Below are 22,856 nucleotides of genomic sequence, written 5' to 3'. Positions count from 1 at the left end.
TTGATCTCCTTGGACTTATTGCCGTAACATGCCATTGTTGCGTCGCCATATGCACATTTTCGCATCGCACAATTTGCCTTTCGTACAGCTTGGCAGTCGAAAATAAATCATATAGCAAATTCGCAACGTTCATTGTCGTGGCATGTCTCTATGTCACGTTGCCATAAGACGGAGGGTCCGATGACTGAAAAAACCGCGGTTGTAACACTCGATGGAAAGTCTGCGGATCTTCCGGTGCGATCGGGGTCCATCGGCCCTGACGTCGTGGACATCGGCTCGCTCTACAAGCAGACGAAAATGTTCACATACGACCCGGGCTTCACGTCAACGGCGTCGTGCGAATCCAAGATCACCTATATCGACGGCGACGAAGGCGTGCTCCTGCACCGCGGCTACCCGATCGAGCAGCTTGCAGAACATGGCGACTTCCTCGAGGTCTGCTACCTGCTGCTCTACGGCGAACTGCCGACGAAGGCACAGAAGGCCGACTTCGATTATCGGGTCACGCACCACACCATGGTGCATGAGCAGATGTCGCGCTTCTTCACCGGCTTCCGCCGCGACGCGCATCCGATGGCCGTCATGTGCGGCTGCGTCGGCGCACTTTCGGCCTTCTACCACGACTCGACCGACATCACCGATCCGCATCAGCGCATGGTTGCCTCGCTGCGCATGATCGCCAAGATGCCGACGATCGCGGCAATGGCCTACAAGTACCACATCGGCCAGCCCTTCGTTTACCCGAAGAACGACCTGGACTACGCCTCGAACTTCCTGCGCATGTGCTTCGCCGTTCCGTGCGAGGAATATGTCGTCAACCCGGTTCTGTCGCGCGCCATGGACCGTATCTTCATCCTGCACGCCGACCACGAGCAGAACGCGTCGACCTCGACGGTCCGTCTGGCCGGTTCGTCGGGCGCTAACCCGTTCGCCTGCATTGCTGCCGGCATCGCCTGCCTCTGGGGCCCGGCTCACGGCGGCGCCAACGAAGCGGCGCTCAACATGCTGGCCGAAATCGGCACGGCCGACCGCATTCCGGAGTTCATTGCGCGCGCCAAGGACAAGAACGATCCGTTCCGCCTCATGGGCTTCGGCCACCGCGTCTACAAGAACTACGATCCGCGCGCCAAGATCATGCAGAAGACCACGCATGAAGTGCTGGCGGAACTCGGCCACAAGGACGATCCGCTGCTCGAAGTCGCGATGGAACTCGAGCGCATCGCGCTGACCGACGAGTACTTCATCGAGAAGAAGCTCTATCCGAACATCGACTTCTACTCCGGCATCACGCTGAAGGCGCTGGGCTTCCCCACCACCATGTTCACCGTGCTCTTCGCGCTCGCCCGCACCGTCGGCTGGATCGCGCAGTGGAACGAGATGATCGAAGATCCGGAACAGCGCATCGGTCGTCCGCGCCAGCTCTATGTCGGTGCCCCGCAGCGCGACTACGTGCCGGTCTCCAAGCGCTGATCGTTATCAGCCAAGAAAAACGAAGCCCGGTCAGCGATGACCGGGCTTTTATTTTGTCGGTCCGGGAACATCGGTTCGAACCCCGTCTTCCATCCAGCTGGCCGCAAAGCAATGCCGGCCGCAAACCTGCTCCCCAGGCGGGACCCTTGCGCACACTTACGACGACGTCGACGCATTGAGGGATGCATCGCGCTCGCTCAAGGAACTATGAAGCTTACCTGTTATTCTTCGTGAGATAGCCAAGAACAATCTCGGCTGCTTTCTCACCGGGCGGATGAATTGTCGCCATGCGCTGTTGCACCAGTGCATAGCCATCCAGCATCGAGGCGCGCTGCGCCGTTGCACCGGAAAGCCGCTCCATCCAACGCGTCAAGGCACCAGGGCGGATGGACTCGCCGAAGTATTCCGGCACGATGGGGAAGTCTGCGATCAAATTCGGCAGCGCGCCGCTCCAGATGCGGATGCGCTTGTGCAAGAGCTTCACCAGGAAATCGGGATCGTAGGTTGAAACGACGGGAACGCCGGCAAGCGCCAGTTCCAGAAGAACCGTTCCCGAGGCAGCGATCGCCGCATCGGCCCGATCGAAAGCGGCCCACTTTTCCGCCGCCCCTACGGTGATCTCCGGCTGGATGGGCCAGGATGCCGTGATTTCGCGCACCAGCTTTTCCTGCCGCGAAACGGTCGGCAACAGGAAGCGAATGCCGGGATGTCGGCCGGCAAGCTCCTCAACCACCCGGCCGAAGGTCGGCAACAGACGGCCGACCTCACTCGAACGGGAGCCCGGCAGAAGGAGGCACGTCGCGACCCGCCCATCGATGGCGCCGACAAGGCGCTGCTGGCGGTTTGCCCGAACCGCGAGCACATTCGCATCGCTTGCGAGGCGGTGGCCGACATAGGTCGTCGGCGGGCCCTGCAGCTTCTCCATCGCCTGCGGTTCGAACGGCAACACGGCCAAGACGTGATCAACATAGCCACGCATGCGCGGCGCGCGTTCCGGCTTCCAGGCCCAGACGCTCGGGCAGACATAGTTGATGACAGGCACATCCGGCAGCGCCGCTCGGACCTTCCGTGCCACGCGGTGGGTAAAGTCCGGGCTGTCGATGATCAGCAACGCGTCGGGACGCGCGGCGATGATCGCCTTTGCCGTCTGGCGAATGCGCATAATGAGCTTCGGCAATCGTGCCAGGACCTGGGTGAAGCCCATGATCGATAGTTCGGAATAGTCGAAGAGCGATCGAAGGCCCTCCGCCTCCAGCGCCTCGCCGCCGACACCGACGAGCTCTATCGTGCTGCTGCTTTGCGTTCGAAGCGCCCGGACGAGATCGGCGCCCAGGAGATCGCCGGAAACCTCGCCTGCAATGACTGCAAGCTTGTAGCTGGATGCGCTCATCGCTCGGCTCCCTTGGCCGATCGTTCGACACCGGCGACAAACAGACCAGCGCGATTGGCGACATCAATCACGTTGCCGCGCTCCAGGACCAGAGCCCTGCCTGCTTCGACCGCGATGCCGGCGAGACCGGCCTTTTCTGCAAGTGCAACGGTCGACGGTCCGATCGACGGGAGGTCGGCGCGCAAATCTTGCCCGGGCTTGCAAAGCTTGACGAGGACCCCTCGCCGGCGCGAAGAGACACGGCCCTCGGCCTTCAAGGCGACGACACGCGCGAGCATAGAATCGGTACCCTCAGCGCCCTCCAGCGCCACGACGCGCCCACCGACGGCCACAGCACCCTGCCCCACATCGAGCGCGCCGAGCGCGTTGGCGGCAGCGATGCCCGCCTCGATGTCACGGCGATCGTCGGCATCAGGTGTAACCGCCCCGATCGGCCCCGGTTCTGCCAGGAGATTGGGCACCACTTCATGAACGCCGATGACATGGGCGCCGCTTGCTTCGATCAGTGCCATGGCCATGCGCAGGACGGCGTCGTCCCCACCGGACACCAGCGTCTTCAACACGGCCGGGATCTTTGCCAGCGTTCTCAGCGTCGGGCGAATATCACGCCATTCCGGCCGGCGGCGAACCCAACCCGACAGGACGACGCGATCGATCCCCTCTTCCTTGAAGGTACGGCTGATATTGGCGAAGTCGCCGATCCCGAGCACGGAATGATCGAAGCCGACCCAATCGGCTTCTTCCGCCTCGCGCGACAATGCGATAATGAATGGATCTTCGCCGCGCGCGCGCACAGCTTCGGCTACGTGGTGCGGTAGCGCGCCACCGCCGGCGATGATTGCGAGCCGACCGCCGGTCGCTGCGTGGCTCGCAGCAGCCGACATCACGCTCACGCCTTGCCGCGAGACGGCGACGATAGTGCCCGGTCGCTCTCGGCCGCGATGAAATCGAGGATTTCGACGACCGGTGCGCAGTCGGCATATTCTTCGCGAATGGCCGCAGCATTGGCGCGGATCGACTCCGGGCCTTCAAAGATCTGCTTGTAGGCGCGGCGAACGACGTGGATCGTCGCGCGATCGATCCCGGCTCTCGTCATGCCGACGACGTTCAGCCCGCTCAGTATGCCCGGATTGCCGTTGAGCATACCGTAGGGAATGACGTCGTAGCTGACGGCGGAGAGGCCCCCGACAAACGCCTGTCGGCCGACACGGGTGAACTGATGCACGGCGCAGCCGCCGCCAAGAATGGCGCGGTCTTCGACCGTGACATGGCCCGCCAGCATCACGTTGTTTGACAGGATGATATGGTTGCCGAGGCGGCAATCATGCGCCACGTGCGAATAGGCCAGGAAGAGATTGTTGTCGCCAATGACCGTCTGTCCGCCATGTTCGACGGTGCCCGTATTCATCGTCACGCCTTCGCGGATCGTGCAATTTGCACCGATCAACAGTTCCGTATCGACGGCGCTATGATGAACGCTCTGCGAATCGGCGCCGATCACCGCCTGCGGGAAAATTTTGGTTCCCGTGCCGATCGTCGTACGGCCGGTGACCACGACATGACTGTGAAGCTCGACATCGTCGCCAAGAACGACTTTCGGCCCCACGTGGCAAAAAGGGCCGATCTTGACGTTCTCGCCGATCGCAGCGCCGTCTTCGATAATCGAGGACGGGTGGATCTTCGCTGTTGCTGCAATCATGTTCAGGCGTCTTCCTTGCTGACGATCATCGCGCCGATATCAGCTTCTGCGACCAGTTGCCCGTCAACTTTTGCGTCACAGTGAAATTTCCAGATATTGCCGCGTTGCTTCTGCTTCACGACATGGAATTCGACGCGATCGCCGGGAACGACCGGCTTGCGGAAGCGCGCATTGTCGATGGTCATGAAATAGACGAGGTTCGTTCCGCTACCCACCTTGCGGGCACAGATCGCACCGGCCGTCTGGGCCATGCCCTCGACAAGCAAAACGCCAGGCATGATCGGCTGTTCGGGGAAGTGACCGGTGAAATGCGGTTCGTTCGCCGAGACGTTCTTGATGCCGATCGCCGAATTGTCGCCGTCGATCTCGATGATCCGATCGACGAGCAGAAATGGGTAGCGATGCGGGAGCAGTTTCAGAATTTCCTGAATGTCCGCCGTACCGAGAACCGTTGCTGCCTCACTCATTCGCGCCGCCCTTCTTCTTTTTCTGTCTGTCGCTTGCCCGCATCGCCATCTCCGCGACATCGCGCAGGAAATCGCGCATCGGGCGCGCCGGAATACCGCCATAACGTTCGCCGGCGGGAACATCGCTTGCCACGCCGCTCATCGCAGCGATCTGTACGCCATCACCGATCGTGATATGGCCATTGACGCCACTGCCGCCACCAATCATCACGCCGTCGCCGATCTTCGTGCTGCCTGCAATGCCCACTTGGGCGACGATGCCACAATAGCGGCCAATGCGCACGTTGTGGCCAACCTGGACGAGATTGTCGATCTTCGTTCCCTCGCCGATCACGGTGTCATCCATCGTGCCGCGGTCGATCGTCGTGTTGGCGCCGATCTCGACATGATCCTGAATGATCACGCGACCGACCTGAACGATCTTGATCATTCCGCCTTTCGGTCCGGGCGCATAACCGAAGCCGTCCTGACCGATACGAGCACCGGGATGAATGATCACGCTGTTGCCGACGAGAGCACAGAGCACGCTTGCGCCAGAGGCAATCGTACAGTCACGGCCGATGCGCACACCCGGCCCGATGACGGCGCCGGCAGCGATGCGGGTGCCGGCGCCGATTTCGGCGCCAGCTCCGACGACCGCCATCGGCTCGACTTCGACATCGTCTTCCAGACGCGCAGTCGGATCCACGAAAGCACTAGGCGCCACGCCCTTGAGGCTTGTGTTGCGTGCAGGACGCATTGCGGCCTCGTGCAGCAACGTGCCGGCAAGGGCGAAGGCCGTATGCGGGCGAGCCGTCAGCAGGACTGGGATATGGGCAGGCACAAGACTGGAGATCGTCTTGTCGCAGATGATCGCGGATGCCTGACAGGTATCAAGCTCGGCGCGGCTCTTGCGAGACAACATGTAGCAAATGTCGCCGGGCTTGGCCCGATAGACTGGCGCTACAGAATGAATGGTGCTGTCGGCGACCGCACCATTGCTCAACTCCGCCCCAATTTGATTCGCCAGGTCACCCAGGCGAATCCCTTTATGGGGCGGAAAAAACCAGTTCTGTTCCATGGACACTCCAGAACGATCTTTTTCCGGCAGTTCTGGACTGCTTTTTATCAGAACGACGAGGAAATACCGAACTTCAGGTTCTGTACCCGGTCGAAGTCTTCCTTGGCAACCGGCCAAGCATAGTCAACACGCAGCGGACCGAACGGCGAAGCCCAGATCAGGCCGACACCGACCGATGCACGCAGCGACGAGTCGTTGCCCTGCACCGTTTCAGAGGGAAGGGTCGCGACCTTGTTGCTGTAGAGCGTACCGGCATCGGCGAAGACCGCACCGCGGAAGCCGCTGTCGCGCGGGATGCCCGGAAGCGGGAACGTCGCTTCGGCCGAAGCCGTAAAGTAGGTCGTGCCGCCGAGCGCATCGCCCGTCGCCTGATCGCGCGGACCGATACCATTGCGCTCGAAGCCACGAATATCGTTGGAGCCGAGCTGGAACTGGTCGAAGACCTGCAGATCGCTGCCGGTTTCGAAGACATGACCGGCGCTACCAGCAAGCGACGCGATGATGTCCGCCTCGTCGTTGACCGTGTAGTACCACTTGGCCTTACCAGTCATCTTGTAGAAGTCGGAGTCGCCGCCAAGACCTGCAAACTCGTGCGTGAAGGTCGCCAGGATGCCGTCATGCGGCAGCTGGGGATCGTCGAGCGTGTTGTAGGTGATCGACTGCGATACCGACGAACGGACCCAGTTTCCACCCTCAACTGCACGAACGTAGGGCGACGACAGCTTCGCGACGTTACCGCTATAGTCGAACTGCGTGAAGTTGTAGCGCAGCGTGGTCGACAGATTTTCGGTGATCGGCGCCGTTACGCGCAGGCTGAAGCCCTGATCTTCGTAGCTGTAGTCCTCGTCGTCGAAGTCGTTCTCGTTCTTGAAGACGTCAAAGCCGGCAGCCAGACGATAGCCAAGGAAGTACGGCTCGGTGAACGAAACGTTGTAGGTCCGGCTCTCGTCACCGCGACCGGCGGCGACGCGGATGTACTGACCACGACCCAGGAAGTTCTTTTCTTCGATCGACGCTTCGACGAGGAAGCCGCCGCCGCTACCCGCAGAGTAACCAGCACCGATACCGAACGAACCGGTCGACTGATCCTGCACGTCGACGATCACGACGACGCGGTCGGCAGCGCTGCCCGGCGCGGTCGAGATGTTCACGGTCGAGAAGTAGCCGAGTGCCTCCAGCCGACGCTTGGCGCGGGCAACCATTTCCTGGTTGAAGGCGTCGCCTTCACCCATGTCGAATTCGCGACGGATAACGTAGTCACGCGTACGGGTGTTGCCGCGGATCTCGATGCGCTCGACGTAAGCACGCTCGCCCTGGTCGACAAGGTAGTCGACGGCGATCGTGTGATTGGCGAGGTCGCGGTTGCCGCGCGGCGTAACGCGCGCAAAAGGATATCCGGCCGAAGCGACACGCTGCGAAATCTCGCTCATCGTCGCCTGAACGTCCTTGGCCTTGTAGACCGAGCCCTCGCGGCTGAGGATAAGCCCCTTCAGCTCTTCGGCATTGACGCCCTCGACGGTCGATTCGACATTGACGGCGCCGAAGTCATAACGCGGACCTTCTTCGACGGTGATCGTCACCGTGTACTCGTTCGTCGCTTCATTGAGCGCCGCGTCCGAGGAAACGACCTGGAAGTCCGCGTAGCCGCGGTTGAAATAAAACTGGCGCAGCAGCTCTTCGTCAGCGCGAAGCTTGTCCGGATTGTAGACATCCTTGCGTGTGATGAACGAGAAGATGCCCGATTCCTTCGTCGCGATGATCGATTGAAGACGACCGTCGCTATAGGCTTCGTTGCCGACGAAATTGATCTGGGAGATCTTGGTGCGCTCACCTTCATTGATCACGAAGGCAAGGTTGACGCGCCCTTCGGCAACCGGAACAACCTGCGTCGTCACCGTGATGTCGCTGCGACCGATGGCAGCGTAGGCGTCCTTGATGGACTGGATATCCGTTTCGACCGTCGCTTCGCTGTACGGGCCGAGCGGCTGCGTGCGCACGACGCCCTGCAGCTTGTCGTCCTTGATCTTGCGGTTGCCGTTGAAGACGACCTGATTGACCAGCTGATTCTCGCTCACGCTGACGACCAGCGTACCGCCGGCGACATTGATGCTGACGTCGGAGAAGTAGCCCGTGGAGTACAGGCGCTTCACGGAAGCGTCGATATCCGCGTTGCTGAAGGCCTTGCCGGGAACGATCGTGATGTTCGCACGGACCGTCTCAGCGCTGACGCGCGTTGCCCCGCGTACTTCGACACGATTGATGACCGCAGCTTCTGCGACGGACGTGCCTGCGAGCAACCCAACACCAGCGCCAGAAACAACAATGCTTGTTGACAGCGCAGCCGCCGACACCGCGTTCAAAAACCTTGAACCAGCTTTCATGTTCAAATCTTACCTTTTCCAAACGTCGCGCGGCAGTTTCGTGCCGACTCCGGTCACGGTTGCCGTTTTAACCGCTTTTCCCATACAAGCAAGCCAGCTCGTTAATTTCTGTTTACTTCAATTCGAACCGTGGCTTAACGGCCACTACAGCCTCGAGTTATCGTAAACAAAACCTTTCTTCGCAAGCCGTTGAAAACCAATCGTTCACAGTATCCGCCGAATTCCCCTCGCCGTTTCCCCGACCGAACGCTAGCCGAAGAACATCGATATGTCGTTCCAGGTGGCAAAGACCATGAGCATCAGCACCATGGCAAAGCCGATCCGATAGGCGACATCCTGCGCGGCGGGACCGACAGGCTTCCCGCGCAACGCCTCAACCGCATAGAACATCAGATGGCCGCCATCAAGCACCGGTACGGGCATGAGGTTAAGCAATCCTATGGAAACTGACAGGATCGCGGCGATATTCAGCAAGAATGGAATGCCGAGCGTCGCCATCTGCCCGGAAACCTTGGCGACGCGGATCGGGCCACCGATCTGGTCCGCCTTCATCCGCCCGGTCAGCACATTGCCGAGGTAGTCGAAGGTGCCCGTAATGACGTGCCAGCTTTGCAGGACGCCCTGCCCTACGGCCTCGATCGGGCCATAGGTGACGGTGCGGAAGTTGCCGGCTTCCTGATCGGTCAGGATACCGATGACGCCGATCTCCATCTTGTTGCCGAACTGGTCGGTGAGCTCCGTCCGCTGGGGCACCATCGGCAAATCGAGTGTCGCGCCGTTGCGTTCGATTCGGATGGTGATCTTTAGCTCGGGGCGCACGCTGACGTAGCGACGAACGTCGTCGAAGGTCGTCACCGGCGAGCCGTCGATCGAGATCAGGCGGTCGCCCGGAACAACGCCTGCCTGTGCGGCTGCGCTATTTTCGTTCACACGCGCAACCACGGGATCTGCGACCTGGCGTCCGTAGACGGAGAACAGAACGGCGAAGATGGCAATCGCGAGGATGAAGTTGGCGATCGGCCCTGCGGCAACCGTCGCTGCCCGCTTCCAGAGCCTGGCGCCGAGGAAGGTCTTGCCGCGCTCTTCCGGCGCGATTGCCTCCAGACGCTTGTAGTCCGGCACGCTCGCCGCGTCCTCGTCACCGTAGAACTTGACGTAGCCACCAAGCGGGATCGCCGACAGTTTCCAACGTGTTCCGTGCCGATCGGTCCAACCGAAAAGTTCGGGACCGAAACCGATCGAGAAGGCGAGGATACGGATTCCCGACCAGCGGCCTACGAGATAGTGCCCCATCTCGTGCACGAAGACCAAAAGGGTCAGCACGAGGAGGAAGGGAATGATGTAGCCGGTCAGAAGCTGAAAGGCATCAAGCAGATATGTCATGAACGTTCCTCAAGTCCCTGCGGTCGGCATCAAGGGCCAAGCAGGACCGAACCGAAGGCGATCTGGCGCCCATCGCTGACGAAATACTGAACCATGACCAGAATCAACGCCGCCACGCAGGCGAATATCAAACCGTCGACCCGATCCATGACCCCGCCGTGCCCCGGAATGAGACGGCTCGAATCCTTCACGCCAAAGCGCCGCTTGATGAAGGACTCGAACAAGTCCCCAACCTGGCTGGCAACCGAGAGCACCAGGGCGATGATCGGGATCCGAAGATCTTGCAGCGAAAAATAAGCCATAAAGACGGCGACGCCAGCAAGAATGCCACAAATCGTGCCACCGATGGCGCCGGACCAGGTCTTGCCGGGCGATATGCGCGGCGCAAGCTTGGGGCCCCCGATCGCACGGCCGGTGAAATAGGCGAAAATGTCGGTTGCCCAGACCACTGCGAAGACGAACAGCGTTGCGATCAGGCCGAGATCGTCGGCGCCACGAAGTGCTGCGAGCGATATGCCGGTGAGGCCTGCATAGGCGATGCCGCCCGGCAGCCACCAGCTTGTCTTTTGAGTAAGGACCCAAAGCAAGGCCGCTCCGAGGCCGAACGCCAGGAAAGGAAGGCTGTAGCCAATGTAACCGGTGACAACGAGGCCTGCGATCACGACTATCGAGAGCCAACCGAAGGCGTTGCCCTGGAAATCTCGCTCGACAAGGGCGGTGATCGTCGACCATTCGTAGTAGACGAGAAGCGCGATCAGGACCGAAAGTAGCTGGAAAGCGAGACCGCCAAACCAGGTCGCAGCGAGAGCGACCGCCGCGAGCACCACTCCCGAAGCGATGCGAAGCTTGAGTTCAGTTTGCATCAGGAACCAACCGCCCGCGTCGGCTCGACCAGTCCGCCGAAACGGCGCTCCCGGCATGCATACTTCTCCAGCGCCGACAGGAAAATCTCACGCGTGAAATCCGGCCACAGTTCGGGAACGAAGATCAGTTCGGAATAGGCGCCCTGCCAGAGCAGGAAATTCGACAGTCGCTCTTCGCCGCTCGTGCGGATGATCAGGTCCGGATCGGGTATGTCGGCGGTGTCCAGCGAGGCTGCAATGCGTTCCTGATTGATGTCCTCAGGGCGCAAACGCCCTTCGGCGACGTCCACCGCGAGGCGACGCATCGCCCGGGTCAACTCGTCACGCGCGCCGTAGTTGAAGGCAATGACCAGGGTAACTCCCGTGTTCGCCCGCGTCGTTTCCTCGGCCTCTATCAATAGCGGCAGGATGTCGCCACGCAGGTTCGAGCGGTCGCCAATGACACGGATGCGGACATTCTCGCGGTGCAGATCGGCGAGATCCCGGCGGATGAAGGTCTTGAGCAACCCCATGAGGTCGCTTACCTCCGACTCCGGCCGGCTCCAATTTTCCGAAGAGAATGCAAAAAGCGTGAGATAGCGGATACCCACCTGGGCCGCCGTCTTGACGGCATCGCGAACGGTCTCGACGCCTTTGCGATGCCCCATGGTACGCGGTAGCCCACGTGCATTCGCCCAACGCCCGTTGCCATCCATGATGATGGCAACATGTTCCGGAACGGTCGTGGAGATGAGGTTTTGCATAAGGCGTCCGCGAAAGGAGACTCAGATCACGAGCAGATCAGACCTGCATGATTTCCTTTTCCTTCTCGGCGAGCAAGCGGTCGATCTCGGAAATCGTTTCATCGGTCATCTTTTGCACGCGCTCGGACTGAGAACGGCTGATATCCTGACCGATGTCGCCATCCTTTTCGGCTTTTTTCAGGTCATCCATGCCGTCGCGGCGCACGTGGCGCACGGCAACCTTGGCTTTTTCAGCGTAATCGTGGGCCACCTTGACCAACGACTTGCGGCGCTCTTCGTTGAGCTCGGGCAGCGGAATGCGCAGGTTCTGGCCGTCGATGATCGGGTTCAGGCCGAGGTTCGATTCGCGAATGCCACGATCGACGGCGCCAACCATCTGCTTGTCCCAGACCGAAACGGACAGCATGCGCGGCTCCGGAACGGTGATGTTGGCGACCTGGTTGAGGGGCACGCGCGAGCCGTAGGCTTCAACGGTCACCGGATCGAGAACGTTCGCCGACGCCCGGCCGGTACGAAGCGATGCGATATCGCTCTTGAATGCGGAAATGGCGCCATCCATGCGACGCTTCAGTTCCTTCAGTTCAACACCTTCACTCATGGTCAAAACTCCCGTTCTAACATTCGCCGGCCGCAGGGGGCCGCTTTGCAGCTCTTTAGTTGTCTGTGACGATGGTCGCGCGACCGCCGCCGGTCAAGATTTCCGCGAAGCCACCCTTTTCGTGGATCGAAAAGACAACGATCGGAATGGTATTTTCGCGTGCAAGCGCAACGGCGGCAACATCCATGACGGCCAAGCCCCTTTCAAGCACCTCGCTGTGGGTCAGGCGGTCGAAACGGGTCGCGGTCGGATCCTTCTTCGGATCGGCAGAATAGATACCATCGACCTGCGTGCCCTTGAAAATGGCCTGCGCACCCATTTCCGCCGCGCGGAGCGCTGCGGCCGAGTCCGTCGTAAAGAAGGGGTTGCCGGTGCCACCGGCGAAGATCACGACGCGGCCAAGCGAGAGATGATGAAGCGTTGCGCGCTGCGAGAAGCTTTCGCAGATTTCCGGCATCGCAATTGCCGAAAGCACGACCGTGTCGATGTCGAGCTTGCGCAGCGAGGTTGCGAGCGCCAGCGCGTTGATGACCGTTGCCAGCATGCCCATGTGGTCGCCGGTCACCCGGTCTCCGCCCTTGGAGGCCACCGCGACACCGCGGAAGATGTTGCCGCCGCCGACGACGACACCGACTTCGACGCCCATCGCGCGTGCTTCGGCGATGTCGGCGGCGATGCGGTCGGCGACCGCCACGTCGATACCGAAGCCCTGGCTACCCATCAGGGCCTCACCGGAGGCTTTAAGGAGAACACGTTTGTAGATTGGTTCGGCCGGCATCATCGCTCCTGATCAGATCGGTGCGCGTGCGCACGACGACGGCGCACAGCGCATAAGGACATATTGCGCTACCCGGTTTCAACCGCTGCGGAGTGATTTCCGGCGGGTCCGGCGCATTGACGAAGCCCGATACACGAAGGGCACCGCGTTGTCACGCGATGCCCCGAGGTTTTCCCAAGATGGGTGAAGAAATCAGCCCTTGGCGACGGCTGCAACTTCTGCGGCGAAGTCGGACTCTTCCTTCTCGACGCCTTCGCCGAGCAGCAGGCGAGCCATGCCGGTCACTTCGATCGGTGCGCCAGCGAGCTTTTCAGCGTCCTTGACGGCCTGACCGACGGTGATTTCCGGGTTCATGACGAAGGCCTGCGAGAGCAGTGCGACTTCTTCAAAGAACTTGCGCATACGGCCTTCAACCATCTTCTCGATGATGTTGTCCGGCTTGCCCGAGGCGCGCGACTGTTCGATGAAGACGTTGCGTTCGCGCTCAGCAACAGCGGCGTCGACTTCTTCAGCGCGGATCGCCAGCGGGTTGGTCGCAGCGATGTGCATGGCAACCTGACGGCCGACCGAGAACAGCACTTCCTTGTCGCCGATCGACTTCAGCGCGACGAGAACGCCGAGCTTGCCGATGCCGTCGCCAGCTGCGTTGTGGATGTAGGTGGCGACAACGCCATCTTCGACCTGCAGCAGAGCTGCGCGACGCAGCGTCATGTTTTCGCCGATCGTAGCAATCGCGTCCTTGATCGTCTCGTCGACCGACTTGCCGGTCGCCGGGTAGGTTGCAGCCGCGATCGCATCGACGGAGCCGTCGGTGGTGAGCGCTACGTTGGCAACGCCGCGGACGAGTTCCTGGAAGGCTTCGTTGCGGGCAACGAAGTCGGTTTCGGAGTTGATTTCGACGACGACGGCCTTGACGCCGCCGCTGACGATGCCGACGAGGCCTTCGGCAGCCGTACGACCCGACTTCTTGTCGGCCTTCGCGATACCCTTGGCGCGCAGCCAGTCAATCGCTGCTTCCATGTCGCCGTTGGTTTCAGCAAGTGCCTTCTTGCAATCCATCATGCCTGCGCCGCTCTTTTCGCGCAGTTCCTTCACCATTGCTGCAGTCACAGTCATCTTTTTTGCCTCTTTGTCTGTTTGGCGGGGGTTGCCCGCGCGTGGCGCGATGCCAGGAGGTTTGGCAGGGAATGGCTTTTCAATGTGACACCATGATGAACGCGTCATCGTGGCCGCTGCCCGGATCCAACGACCCGAACGGATCGCGCCATCCCCGGCTGAAAAGAACAAGGCCGTTTAGACTTTCATCACAAACGGCCTTGTCCCGACATTTCATTGGGGGCGGCAGGGTTGGCTGCCGCCTGGGGCCGATCAGGCGTCGGAGGCCTCGTCGAGCGCCGGCTCGACCGGAACTTCGGCAGAGGCGCCGAGGTCACGGCCAGATGCGCCCTGCTGGCGCGCAATGCCGTCGATGGCTGCGCGGGCGATCAGGTCGCAGTAGAGAGCGATGGCGCGCGAAGCGTCGTCGTTGCCCGGGATCGGATAGTCGATCTGGTCCGGATCGCAGTTCGAGTCGATCACGGCAACAACCGGGATGCCGAGGCGCTTGGCTTCGTCGATCGCGATCGATTCCTTGTTGGTGTCGATGATGAACATCAGGTCCGGGGTGCCGCCCATATCGCGGATACCGCCGAGTGCACGGTTCAGCTTTTCGCGCTCGCGCTCGAGGTTCAGGCGTTCCTTCTTGGTGAAGCCAGAAGCTTCCGAAGAAAGGATTTCGTCGAGCTTGCGCAGGCGCTGGATCGAGTTCGAAATCGTCTTCCAGTTCGTCATCATGCCGCCGAGCCAGCGAGCGTTGACGTAGTACTGGGCCGAACGCTTGGCTGCGTCAGCGATGATTTCCGAAGCCTGGCGCTTGGTGCCGACGAACAGAACGCGGCCGCCGTTGGCAACGGTGTCGCTGACGATCTGCAGGGCGCGCGACAGCATCGGTACGGTCTGAGCGAGGTCGATGATGTGAACGTTGTTACGATCGCCGAAAATGTACGGCTTCATCTTCGGGTTCCAGCGGTGAGTCTGGTGACCGAAGTGAACGCCAGCTTCCAGAAGCTGACGCATGCTAAAATCAGGCAATGCCATGCCTTTTTCTCCTTTTCCGGTTGAACCTCCGCGAAGCGTCGAGCATGGTCTTTCGAACAGCCCACCGGCGGAACGATCCGGATTTCTCCCGGAACATCCCTTGCTTCACGTGTGGAATGGCAGCCCCTTAACCGCAACTGCCCGAGAAATCAAGACGCGAGTGCCGATTTTCGTCGCGATCGGCTATTTGCAGTCCTCGGATTTGAAGACTTCGAGATCGGCAAGCTTACCGCTGAGGACAAAATCGCCGTAGTCCATCGTCAGGTCCCGGGTGATTCCGTTTTCGTAGAGCTTGAACGACATGCGGTAGATTGGCAGCGCATCGCCGCTCTTGTCGTCGTTGAAATAGGAGATCGTCACCGGCCAATAGGCTTCGCTGCCGAACTTGCCAGCCTTGCCGGCATCCGGCTCATCAGCGGTGGGCTTGCGCGATTTACCGACAAAGGTCGAGGTGATCAGCGTCTTGTCGCCCGAATCGGAGCCGTCGAAGATGCGCGCCTCGAACAAGCCTTCCCCCTTCTTCGCCCGCGAGATCACTTCCATCATATGGGCGGTCGGGAAACGACTGGCCGCAAGTTCCACTTCGCGCTTGTCGGGCGCGGTCAGCTCCACCTTGACACCGCTCTTTTCCTCATGCGCCGTTCCGCGCACTTCCTTGTCCAGCTTCTCGTCGGTGAAAGAGCGCGTCAAGAAGCGGAAATTGCCCGTCTTCAGATCCTCATAGGTGGTCGTCTGCTGATCCGTGAGGCGAACTTCCTCGCCGGTGTCGACCTGGGTGACGAAGCGGAAGCTGACCGTGTAGCCCTCGCAAGACGAACCATTGAATTCATAGACCATGCGACCATACATTCCGGCAATGCCCGAACGATCCGACGCATCCTTGAGCTCAAGATCATAGACGGCGCGATGCGGCACGAGGACATTCGCACTCGCCGCCGTAGCACCTGACGCCGTCACGACGGCGTAACAAACGCTGCCCAGAGTGACGAGACCGAAGCCTTTATGAAACATCCGTTTCCTCCTATTGGACTCGCCGGCAATGCTATAAACAAGCGTTCGGCAGAAGCGAGGCGGTGTTTGCAGGAAAATGCCGGCGCCCGCCGCGATCCGGCCTGAATGCAGGATTTTAACACAAAAGACAACAATGGAGCTTTCCATGTCCGCAGAGATCGAAACGCGCCTCAAGGACCTCGGCGTCACCCTTCCCCAGGCTGCGACCCCGGTCGCGAACTATGTGCCGTACGTGATCAGCGGCTCGATGCTCTACATCTCCGGACAGCTTCCGATGGAAGACGGCAAGGTCGCCGTGACAGGCATTGTCGGCAAGGATGTCGACGTCGCCCGCGCGCAACGCGCCGCCGAACTCTGCTCGATCAACATCCTCGCACAGGCAAAATCCGCGCTCGGCGGCGACCTCGGACGCATCCGTCGTCTGGTGAAGATCAACGGCTTCGTCGCCTCGACGCCGGAATTTGTCGAGCAGCACCTCGTCATCAACGGCGCCTCCAATCTGCTCGCCACCGTGCTCGGTGAAGCGGGCAAACACGCCCGCGCCGCCGTCGGCATGGCTTCCCTGCCCTTCAATGCCGCCGTCGAGATCGACGCCGTCATCGAGATCGCCTGATTAGGATGCCGACCATGGCTGATATTTCCTGGCTGAAGGCCCAACCGATCGCCCATCGCGGCTATCACGACATGAACAGAGACGTGTGGGAGAACACGCTTTCGGCTTTCTCCCGTGCCGTCGATGCCGGTTTCGCCATCGAGTGCGACCTGCAATACACCGCCGACAGCATCCCGGTAGTCTTCCATGATGACGACACCCAGCGTCTCTGCGGCATCAAGGGCGACGTGCGCGCGCGCACCGCCGGCGAGCTCGGCCTGATGGCGATTGGCGGGACGAAGGACAAGGTGCCGACGCTGACTCAGATGCTGCGCCTGGTCGCAGGCAAAGTACCGCTGGTCATCGAACTCAAGGGCCGCAAGGGCGACGACGAGGGCTTTGCCGCCGCCGTGCTGGAGACGCTCGAAGGCTACAAGGGACACGTCGCCCTGATGAGCTTCGATCACTGGCTGCTCAAGGACCTGAAGGCGCTCGACGCGCCCTACCCGCTCGGCCTCACTGCGGAAGGCGCCAATCCCGAGACGTTCTTCGTGCACGAGGAAGCCATGCAGCTCGGGCTCGACTTCATCTCCTACCATTACGGCCACCTGCCGAACTCGTTCATCACCAAGGAGCGGACGCTCGGCAAGACGATCATCACCTGGACCGTGCGCGACCGCCAGGCAGAGACCTACACGTTCGCTCACGCGGATCAGATGACCTTCGAGGGCTTCGACCCGCGGGAGGCCCTGGTTTCCTGATCTGATGTCAGACGCCGTCACCATCCGCATAGCCCAATCCTTCGCCGATGTGCCGGCAGCACGCTGGAACGTGCTTTCCGGTGCATCGAAGGTGCATCCCGGCGGCGTCTACAATCCCTTCCTCTCGCATGCCTATCTTTCGGCTCTTGAGGAATCCGGGTCCGCAACTGCGAAAACAGGCTGGCTCGGCCAACACCTGCTTCTCGAAGGATCGGACGGCCATCTGCGCGGCGGTCTAGTCTGCTACTTGAAGAACCACAGCCAGGGCGAATATGTCTTCGACCATGGCTGGGCCGACGCTTTCGAGCGGGCCGGCGGGCGCTATTATCCGAAACTGCAAAGCTCCATTCCCTTCACGCCGGCCACCGGACCGAGACTGCTTACGGTGCCGGGTGAAAACCAGGGCGCAGTTCAGGATGCGCTTGCCGCAAGCATGAAGGAGCTCGCACGCAGACACGATGTCTCGTCGGCGCATGTCACCTTCGTGCCGGAAGCCGAGATGCCTGCCCTAGAGCGCGCCGGCTTCCTTCACCGCACCGATCAGCAGTTCCACTTCACCAATGAAGGCTACGGATCGCACGCCGATTTCCTGGAGACCTTGGCCTCCCGCAAGCGCAAGGCACTCAAGAAGGAACGCAGGGCCGCGGTCGAAAACGGCATCTCGATCGACTGGCTGACCGGCAGCGATCTGACGGAAGCGATCTGGGACCAGTTCTTTGCCTTCTACATGGACACCGGCGGTCGCAAGTGGGGTCGTCCCTATCTGACGCGCGCCTTCTATTCGCTGATCGGCGAGCGCATGGCCGACGATATCCTGCTGGTGATGGCGCGCCGCAACGGCCGCTACATCGCCGGCGCGATCAACTTCATCGGCGGCGACTCGCTCTACGGCCGTCACTGGGGCTGCATCGAGGACCATCCGTTCCTGCATTTCGAGGTCTGCTATCACCAGGCGATCGATTTCGCGATCGCCAAGGGACTGAAGAGGGTCGAGGCCGGCGCCCAGGGTGAACACAAGCTCGCGCGCGGCTACATGCCCGTCACCACCCACTCCGCGCATTTCTTCATGCATTCAGGGCTCGCCCGCGCTGTCGCCGATTATCTCCAGCGCGAGCGTAGGGATGTGGAGGAAACGGGCGAGATTCTTGCAGAACACGGGCCGTTCCGCAAAGGCGAGCGGCAAGACGACTGAACGGCTTTCGGCCAAGGTCGGCCCGCGACAATTCACGAGGAAGAACAATGACCTACGACGACAACAACATCTTCGCCAAGATCCTGCGCGGCGAAATTCCCTCGCACCGCGTCTACGAGGATGACGCGACGATCGCGTTCATGGATGTGATGCCGCAGGCCGAAGGCCACTTGCTCGTCGTACCGAAGGCACCCTCGCGCAACTTGCTCGATGCCGATGCAGCGACGCTGCCGGCGCTCATCGCTACCGTGCAGAAACTGGCGGTCGCGGCGAAAGAGGCCTTCGAGGCCGATGGCGTGACGGTGATGCAGTTCAACGAGACACCGGCCGGCCAATCCGTCTTCCACCTGCACTTCCATGTCATTCCGCGACGGGCCGGCGTGCCGCTGAAGCCGCATTCCGGTACGATGGAAGACGGCGCCGTGCTCGCGGCGAATGCCGAAAAGGTTCGGCAAGCGCTGTAGTCTCGCCTGCACTCGATAACCGACACTCCATGAACGGATTGAGCCGGCGCCCCGCCGGCTCTCGGCTCAGGCTTCGCCTAAAAACCCAGCCACCAGAGCCCCAATGCGAGCGCTGCGATGGCTGTCGCTATTCCGATCGCCGGCTTTCGTCCGAACAGAAAGAAAGCGACCGCCCCAAGTCCGACGGACCCCACCCGCAGCCAGAGCGGGGATTGTTCGAGCACGCCTGTCGGATAAAGGATGAGCTTCGCGATGACCGCCGCGACAAGAGCGGTCGCGACCGCCCTCACCCAGTTCAGCGCCTCGGAATCGTCCCGCAACTTGTTGCCGGCAACGACGCCGAGCCAGCGCCAGATGTCGGTCGCGAGCCAGCCGGCAATCGCGATGAAGGCATAGGCCCACCAACCATCCTGCCACGTCATACGCCCACCTCCTTGCGTTGGCGCCAGAGGCGCTCGACCAGCCAGGCGAGCGTGCCGCCGACTAGACCGGCGAGCAGGATGTCGAATTCCGGAAACAGCCAATAGAACAGCGGCCCGCCGACAAGTCCGAAGAGCAGCGCGACGTAGACGACGGGGTGGCGCGCCGAATGCCAGATCGATGCGAGGAAATAGACAGGCGTCAGAAAGAACAGGCAGCCCGCAACGATCGGCGGGAAGTCCGCGACGAAATGATAGACGACGGCAACCAGCAGCATGTTCGCCGCAACGAGCGTGATGCCGAAGCCGGCAAAGAAGGCGACGCGCCGTTCACGCGGCACCTGCGGCACCTTCTCCATTGCGAACACCCAGGCGGTGATCGCCACGAAATGCGAAAGGAAGAGGAGCAGCCAGGTCGGCGTTCGCGATGCGCGCAGTTCCGGGACGAGCGCCGCAACCATCGGCATCAGCCGGACGGAAGACAGCGAAACCGCCAGGAAAGCGGCCGCCAAGTTCGCGCCGCTCATTATCGAACTGACAAGAATGACTTTCGCCGGAAGCGCCCAGACCATGCCGACCATGAAGACGACCTGCTGCACTGGGATCCCAGCTTGCGCCGTCAGCGAACAGAAGCCGACGAAGGACAGCATCAGGATCAAGGCCGGCAGGCTGAAGATGCCCCGCATACCTCTCCCGAACCAGGCGAGCGATGATTGCCCGTCTTCTTCCCTATCCATTGGCAATTCCGGATTGTCTTTGATTTTCGATCACGATGATCTTGGGTCGAATCGACCCAAGATCATCGTGATCGAATATAAGTTATTGGAGCGGGATGCGGGCGAAAAACCGCGCACACTTTTCCTCATCCCGCTCTCAAGAAAACGGTGCCGGATGGTTTGCATCCGGCACCGTCGAACATTTCTTGCGAGGGTCTATTTCTTGCGCGGCACCTTCGGCACCGTGCGGCCCTTTCTCGGAGCCGCGTCGCCGACCCCGGCTTCGCCATCGGAGGATGCCTTGGCGGCTGCCTTCTTCGGCTTGGACTTCGGTGCGGGCTCGGCACCCACTTCTTCCTTGTCCTCGGCCTTCTTCTGCTTTGCCGCCTTCATCGCCGGGCGGGAAACCTCCGCCTTCGGCTTGATCGGCGTCGTTTCCGGAACCGCATCGAGCAGCAAGCCCTTGGTGCCATCGGCCTTGGTACCGATCGTCACCTTGACGACGCCGCCCTTCTTCAGCTTGCCGAAGAGGATTTCATCGGCGAGCGGCTTCTTGATGTTTTCCTGGATGACGCGGGCGAGCGGCCGCGCGCCCATCTTCTCGTCATAGCCCTTCTCGGCGAGCCAGGCGATTGCCTCCGGCGCGAGGTCGAAGGTGACGTTGCGCTCGGCGAGCTGGGTCTCCAGCTGCATGACGAACTTCTGCACGACCTGGTGGATGACCGGGGTCGGCAGCGAGGCGAAGGGAATGACCGCATCCAGACGGTTGCGGAATTCCGGCGTGAACAGACGGTTCAGCGCCTCTTCGTCTTCACCGGTACGCTTGGAAGAACCGAAGCCGATGGCGGCCCGGGCCATTTCCGATGCGCCGGCATTGGTGGTCATGATCAGGATGACGTTGCGGAAGTCGATCTTCTTGCCGTTGTGATCGGTCAGCGAGCCGTGGTCCATGACCTGCAACAGGATGTTGAACAGGTCCGGATGCGCCTTCTCGATCTCGTCGAGCAGCAGCACGCAATGCGGATGCTGGTCGACGCCATCGGTCAACAGGCCGCCCTGGTCGAAGCCGACATAGCCGGGAGGTGCACCGAGCAGACGCGAAACCGTGTGCCGCTCCATGTATTCCGACATGTCGAAGCGCAGAAGCTCGACGCCGAGCGACGTCGCAAGCTGCTTGGCGACTTCCGTCTTGCCGACGCCGGTCGGGCCGGAGAAGACATAGCAGCCGATCGGCTTGTTCGGTTCCCGCAGGCCGGCACGCGCCAGCTTGATCGAAGACGCGAGCGCTTCGATCGCCAGGTCCTGGCCATAGACGACCGAGCGCAGTTCCTTTTCGAGGTTGGCGAGAACGGCCTCATCATCCTTCGAAACGGTCTTGGGCGGGATGCGCGCCATCGTCGCGATCGTCGCCTCGATCTCCTTTTCGGTGATCAGCTTGCGGCGCTTGCTTGCCGGCAGCAGCATCTGCGCAGCACCGGATTCGTCGATCACGTCGATCGCCTTGTCAGGCAGCTTGCGGTCGTTGATGTAACGGGCGGAAAGTTCAACCGCGGCCTTGATCGCCTCGTTCGAGTATTTCAGGTGGTGATATTCCTCGAAGTAAGGCTTCAGACCCTTCATGATCTCGATCGCGTCGGCGATCGTCGGCTCGTTCACGTCGATCTTCTGGAAGCGGCGAACCAGCGCCCGGTCCTTCTCGAAGAACTGGCGGTATTCCTTGTAGGTGGTCGAACCGATGCAGCGGATCGCGCCGGAGGAGAGCGCCGGCTTCAGGAGATTGGACGCATCCATGGCGCCACCGGAGGTGGCCCCAGCGCCGATGACGGTGTGGATCTCGTCAATGAAGAGCACGGCACCCGGATAGTCCTCAAGCTCCTTGACGACCTGCTTCAGGCGCTCTTCGAAATCGCCGCGATAGCGCGTGCCGGCGAGCAAGGTGCCCATATCCAGCGAGAAGATCGTCGCATCCTGTAGCGCTTCCGGTACCTTCTTTTCAATGATGCGCTTGGCAAGGCCTTCGGCGATCGCCGTCTTGCCGACGCCGGGGTCGCCGACATAGAGCGGATTGTTCTTCGAGCGGCGGCACAGCACCTGGATGGTGCGGTTCACCTCGGCGTGACGCCCGATCAACGGGTCGATCTTGCCTGACTTCGCCTTTTCATTGAGGTTGACGCAATAGGCCGTAAGCGCGTCCTGCTGCTTCTTGGCGCCAGTTTCCTCGGTGTCGCGCGAAGGCTTCTGCTCGGATTCGTGATCGTCGGCGCCGCGCACCGGCCGGGATTCGGAGGTGCCGGGCCGCTTGCCGATGCCGTGTGAAATGAAGTTGACGGCGTCGTAACGCGTCATCTCCTGCTCCTGCAGGAAATAGGCGGCATGGCTTTCGCGCTCGGCGAAGATGGCAACCAGCACGTTGGCGCCGGTGACTTCTTCACGGCCGGACGATTGGACATGGATGACCGCGCGCTGGATGACACGCTGGAAACCCGCCGTCGGCTTGGAATCTTCGTCGTAGCCGGTCACGAGATTGGAAAGCTCGTTGTCGACATAATCCGTCACGGTCTTGCGCAGCGTCTCGAGATTGACGTTGCAGGCACCCATCACGGCCGCCGCGTCGGCATCATCGATCAATGCCAGAAGCAGATGCTCGAGCGTGGCGTATTCATGGTGGCGCTCGTTGGCAAAAGTCAGTGCCTGGTGTAGCGCCTTTTCGAGACTGGGCGAAAATGTTGGCAC

The 22,856-nt window shown here is 61.1% G+C and carries 22 protein-coding genes; 5 read left to right on the top strand and 17 right to left on the bottom strand.

Annotated features, from left to right (window positions below):
- Window positions 1-180 precede the first annotated feature (180 nt).
- Window positions 181-1,470, top strand: coding sequence for a citrate synthase (gene gltA / locus BLU35_RS06185; RefSeq protein ID WP_057255779.1), 1,290 nt, complete (start codon window positions 181-183; stop codon window positions 1,468-1,470).
- A gap of 214 nt (window positions 1,471-1,684) precedes the next feature.
- Here gltA and lpxB read toward each other — a convergent pair whose 3' ends face one another.
- The 14 genes from lpxB to BLU35_RS06115 form a co-directional block, all read right to left on the bottom strand.
- A complete protein-coding gene (lpxB, locus tag BLU35_RS06180) occupies window positions 1,685-2,860 on the bottom strand; it encodes a lipid-A-disaccharide synthase (protein WP_093232413.1) in 1,176 nt (391 codons plus the stop codon).
- The gene (locus BLU35_RS06175) at window positions 2,857-3,744 is read right to left on the bottom strand and encodes an LpxI family protein (RefSeq protein ID WP_093232412.1); all 888 of its coding nucleotides are present in this window, start codon (window positions 3,742-3,744) and stop codon (window positions 2,857-2,859) included. The genes lpxB and BLU35_RS06175 overlap by 4 nt, the downstream gene beginning before the upstream one ends.
- 5 nt (window positions 3,745-3,749) lie before the next feature.
- On the bottom strand, window positions 3,750-4,559 hold the full coding sequence (gene lpxA / locus BLU35_RS06170; protein WP_093232411.1) for an acyl-ACP--UDP-N-acetylglucosamine O-acyltransferase: 810 nt from the start codon (window positions 4,557-4,559) through the stop codon (window positions 3,750-3,752).
- Window positions 4,560-4,561: 2 nt separating this feature from the next.
- Window positions 4,562-5,026, bottom strand: coding sequence for a 3-hydroxyacyl-ACP dehydratase FabZ (fabZ, locus tag BLU35_RS06165; protein ID WP_057255771.1), 465 nt, complete (start codon window positions 5,024-5,026; stop codon window positions 4,562-4,564).
- The gene (gene lpxD, locus BLU35_RS06160) at window positions 5,019-6,086 is read right to left on the bottom strand and encodes a UDP-3-O-(3-hydroxymyristoyl)glucosamine N-acyltransferase (protein ID WP_093232410.1); all 1,068 of its coding nucleotides are present in this window, start codon (window positions 6,084-6,086) and stop codon (window positions 5,019-5,021) included. Before lpxD ends, fabZ begins: the two co-directional genes overlap by 8 nt.
- A gap of 47 nt (window positions 6,087-6,133) precedes the next feature.
- Window positions 6,134-8,467: an outer membrane protein assembly factor BamA gene (bamA, locus tag BLU35_RS06155; protein ID WP_058320638.1), complete on the bottom strand. Its 2,334-nt coding sequence runs from the start codon at window positions 8,465-8,467 to the stop codon at window positions 6,134-6,136.
- A 249-nt stretch (window positions 8,468-8,716) separates the two neighbouring features.
- Window positions 8,717-9,850 (bottom strand): RIP metalloprotease RseP, encoded by a 1,134-nt coding sequence (gene rseP / locus BLU35_RS06150; protein WP_057255765.1) that lies wholly within the window; start codon window positions 9,848-9,850, stop codon window positions 8,717-8,719.
- Window positions 9,851-9,879: 29 nt separating this feature from the next.
- A complete protein-coding gene (locus tag BLU35_RS06145; RefSeq protein ID WP_093232409.1) occupies window positions 9,880-10,713 on the bottom strand; it encodes a phosphatidate cytidylyltransferase in 834 nt (277 codons plus the stop codon).
- Window positions 10,713-11,456 (bottom strand): isoprenyl transferase, encoded by a 744-nt coding sequence (locus tag BLU35_RS06140; RefSeq protein WP_057255761.1) that lies wholly within the window; start codon window positions 11,454-11,456, stop codon window positions 10,713-10,715. Before BLU35_RS06140 ends, BLU35_RS06145 begins: the two co-directional genes overlap by 1 nt.
- A gap of 37 nt (window positions 11,457-11,493) precedes the next feature.
- Window positions 11,494-12,054: a ribosome recycling factor gene (gene frr / locus BLU35_RS06135; protein WP_057255760.1), complete on the bottom strand. Its 561-nt coding sequence runs from the start codon at window positions 12,052-12,054 to the stop codon at window positions 11,494-11,496.
- A gap of 55 nt (window positions 12,055-12,109) precedes the next feature.
- Window positions 12,110-12,832: a UMP kinase gene (pyrH, locus tag BLU35_RS06130; protein WP_057256069.1), complete on the bottom strand. Its 723-nt coding sequence runs from the start codon at window positions 12,830-12,832 to the stop codon at window positions 12,110-12,112.
- Between the two features lie 192 nt (window positions 12,833-13,024).
- Window positions 13,025-13,948, bottom strand: coding sequence for a translation elongation factor Ts (tsf, locus tag BLU35_RS06125; RefSeq protein ID WP_057255757.1), 924 nt, complete (start codon window positions 13,946-13,948; stop codon window positions 13,025-13,027).
- Between the two features lie 252 nt (window positions 13,949-14,200).
- Window positions 14,201-14,968 carry a 30S ribosomal protein S2 gene (rpsB, locus tag BLU35_RS06120; RefSeq protein WP_057255755.1) on the bottom strand — a complete coding sequence of 256 codons (768 nt, stop codon included), beginning with the start codon at window positions 14,966-14,968 and terminating at the stop codon, window positions 14,201-14,203.
- Between the two features lie 183 nt (window positions 14,969-15,151).
- Window positions 15,152-15,979 (bottom strand): cell envelope integrity EipB family protein, encoded by an 828-nt coding sequence (locus BLU35_RS06115; protein ID WP_093232408.1) that lies wholly within the window; start codon window positions 15,977-15,979, stop codon window positions 15,152-15,154.
- A gap of 145 nt (window positions 15,980-16,124) precedes the next feature.
- On the opposite strand from BLU35_RS06115, the gene BLU35_RS06110 reads away from it, so the two are divergent.
- Genes BLU35_RS06110 through BLU35_RS06095 form a run of 4 tightly spaced genes read left to right on the top strand, consistent with a single transcriptional unit; the run spans window position 16,125 to window position 18,988 of the window.
- A complete protein-coding gene (locus BLU35_RS06110; RefSeq protein ID WP_057256068.1) occupies window positions 16,125-16,592 on the top strand; it encodes a RidA family protein in 468 nt (155 codons plus the stop codon).
- Window positions 16,593-16,606: 14 nt separating this feature from the next.
- Window positions 16,607-17,332: a glycerophosphodiester phosphodiesterase gene (locus BLU35_RS06105; RefSeq protein ID WP_057255752.1), complete on the top strand. Its 726-nt coding sequence runs from the start codon at window positions 16,607-16,609 to the stop codon at window positions 17,330-17,332.
- Between the two features lie 4 nt (window positions 17,333-17,336).
- Complete coding sequence (locus BLU35_RS06100) at window positions 17,337-18,524, top strand: GNAT family N-acetyltransferase (RefSeq protein ID WP_093232407.1); 1,188 nt, start codon at window positions 17,337-17,339, stop codon at window positions 18,522-18,524.
- A gap of 47 nt (window positions 18,525-18,571) precedes the next feature.
- Complete coding sequence (locus BLU35_RS06095) at window positions 18,572-18,988, top strand: HIT family protein (RefSeq protein ID WP_058320602.1); 417 nt, start codon at window positions 18,572-18,574, stop codon at window positions 18,986-18,988.
- A 77-nt stretch (window positions 18,989-19,065) separates the two neighbouring features.
- Here the strand turns inward: BLU35_RS06095 and BLU35_RS06090 are convergent, their stop codons facing one another.
- From BLU35_RS06090 to clpA, 3 genes are all read right to left on the bottom strand, one after another.
- The gene (locus tag BLU35_RS06090; RefSeq protein WP_058320601.1) at window positions 19,066-19,410 is read right to left on the bottom strand and encodes an AzlD domain-containing protein; all 345 of its coding nucleotides are present in this window, start codon (window positions 19,408-19,410) and stop codon (window positions 19,066-19,068) included.
- Window positions 19,407-20,144: an AzlC family ABC transporter permease gene (locus BLU35_RS06085; RefSeq protein ID WP_093232406.1), complete on the bottom strand. Its 738-nt coding sequence runs from the start codon at window positions 20,142-20,144 to the stop codon at window positions 19,407-19,409. Before BLU35_RS06085 ends, BLU35_RS06090 begins: the two co-directional genes overlap by 4 nt.
- 195 nt (window positions 20,145-20,339) lie before the next feature.
- A complete protein-coding gene (clpA, locus tag BLU35_RS06080; protein ID WP_093232405.1) occupies window positions 20,340-22,856 on the bottom strand; it encodes an ATP-dependent Clp protease ATP-binding subunit ClpA in 2,517 nt (838 codons plus the stop codon).

It is taken from the genome of Sinorhizobium sp. NFACC03 (assembly GCF_900103435.1).
GTDB lineage: Bacteria > Pseudomonadota > Alphaproteobacteria > Rhizobiales > Rhizobiaceae > Ensifer.
This window is presented reverse-complemented; position numbering and strand designations above follow the sequence as displayed.

Excerpts from the sequence above, each read along its gene's own strand:
- gltA (WP_057255779.1), top strand. The coding sequence starts at position 181 with ATGACTGAAAAAACCGCGGTTGTAACACTCGATGGAAAGTCTGCGGAT.
- lpxB (WP_093232413.1), bottom strand. The coding sequence starts at position 2,860 with ATGAGCGCATCCAGCTACAAGCTTGCAGTCATTGCAGGCGAGGTTTCC.
- BLU35_RS06175 (WP_093232412.1), bottom strand. The coding sequence starts at position 3,744 with ATGTCGGCTGCTGCGAGCCACGCAGCGACCGGCGGTCGGCTCGCAATC.
- lpxA (WP_093232411.1), bottom strand. The coding sequence starts at position 4,559 with ATGATTGCAGCAACAGCGAAGATCCACCCGTCCTCGATTATCGAAGAC.
- fabZ (WP_057255771.1), bottom strand. The coding sequence starts at position 5,026 with ATGAGTGAGGCAGCAACGGTTCTCGGTACGGCGGACATTCAGGAAATT.
- lpxD (WP_093232410.1), bottom strand. The coding sequence starts at position 6,086 with ATGGAACAGAACTGGTTTTTTCCGCCCCATAAAGGGATTCGCCTGGGT.
- bamA (WP_058320638.1), bottom strand. The coding sequence starts at position 8,467 with ATGAAAGCTGGTTCAAGGTTTTTGAACGCGGTGTCGGCGGCTGCGCTG.
- rseP (WP_057255765.1), bottom strand. The coding sequence starts at position 9,850 with ATGACATATCTGCTTGATGCCTTTCAGCTTCTGACCGGCTACATCATT.
- BLU35_RS06145 (WP_093232409.1), bottom strand. The coding sequence starts at position 10,713 with ATGCAAACTGAACTCAAGCTTCGCATCGCTTCGGGAGTGGTGCTCGCG.
- BLU35_RS06140 (WP_057255761.1), bottom strand. The coding sequence starts at position 11,456 with ATGCAAAACCTCATCTCCACGACCGTTCCGGAACATGTTGCCATCATC.
- frr (WP_057255760.1), bottom strand. The coding sequence starts at position 12,054 with ATGAGTGAAGGTGTTGAACTGAAGGAACTGAAGCGTCGCATGGATGGC.
- pyrH (WP_057256069.1), bottom strand. The coding sequence starts at position 12,832 with ATGCCGGCCGAACCAATCTACAAACGTGTTCTCCTTAAAGCCTCCGGT.
- tsf (WP_057255757.1), bottom strand. The coding sequence starts at position 13,948 with ATGACTGTGACTGCAGCAATGGTGAAGGAACTGCGCGAAAAGAGCGGC.
- rpsB (WP_057255755.1), bottom strand. The coding sequence starts at position 14,968 with ATGGCATTGCCTGATTTTAGCATGCGTCAGCTTCTGGAAGCTGGCGTT.
- BLU35_RS06115 (WP_093232408.1), bottom strand. The coding sequence starts at position 15,979 with ATGTTTCATAAAGGCTTCGGTCTCGTCACTCTGGGCAGCGTTTGTTAC.
- BLU35_RS06110 (WP_057256068.1), top strand. The coding sequence starts at position 16,125 with ATGTCCGCAGAGATCGAAACGCGCCTCAAGGACCTCGGCGTCACCCTT.
- BLU35_RS06105 (WP_057255752.1), top strand. The coding sequence starts at position 16,607 with ATGGCTGATATTTCCTGGCTGAAGGCCCAACCGATCGCCCATCGCGGC.
- BLU35_RS06100 (WP_093232407.1), top strand. The coding sequence starts at position 17,337 with ATGTCAGACGCCGTCACCATCCGCATAGCCCAATCCTTCGCCGATGTG.
- BLU35_RS06095 (WP_058320602.1), top strand. The coding sequence starts at position 18,572 with ATGACCTACGACGACAACAACATCTTCGCCAAGATCCTGCGCGGCGAA.
- BLU35_RS06090 (WP_058320601.1), bottom strand. The coding sequence starts at position 19,410 with ATGACGTGGCAGGATGGTTGGTGGGCCTATGCCTTCATCGCGATTGCC.
- BLU35_RS06085 (WP_093232406.1), bottom strand. The coding sequence starts at position 20,144 with ATGGATAGGGAAGAAGACGGGCAATCATCGCTCGCCTGGTTCGGGAGA.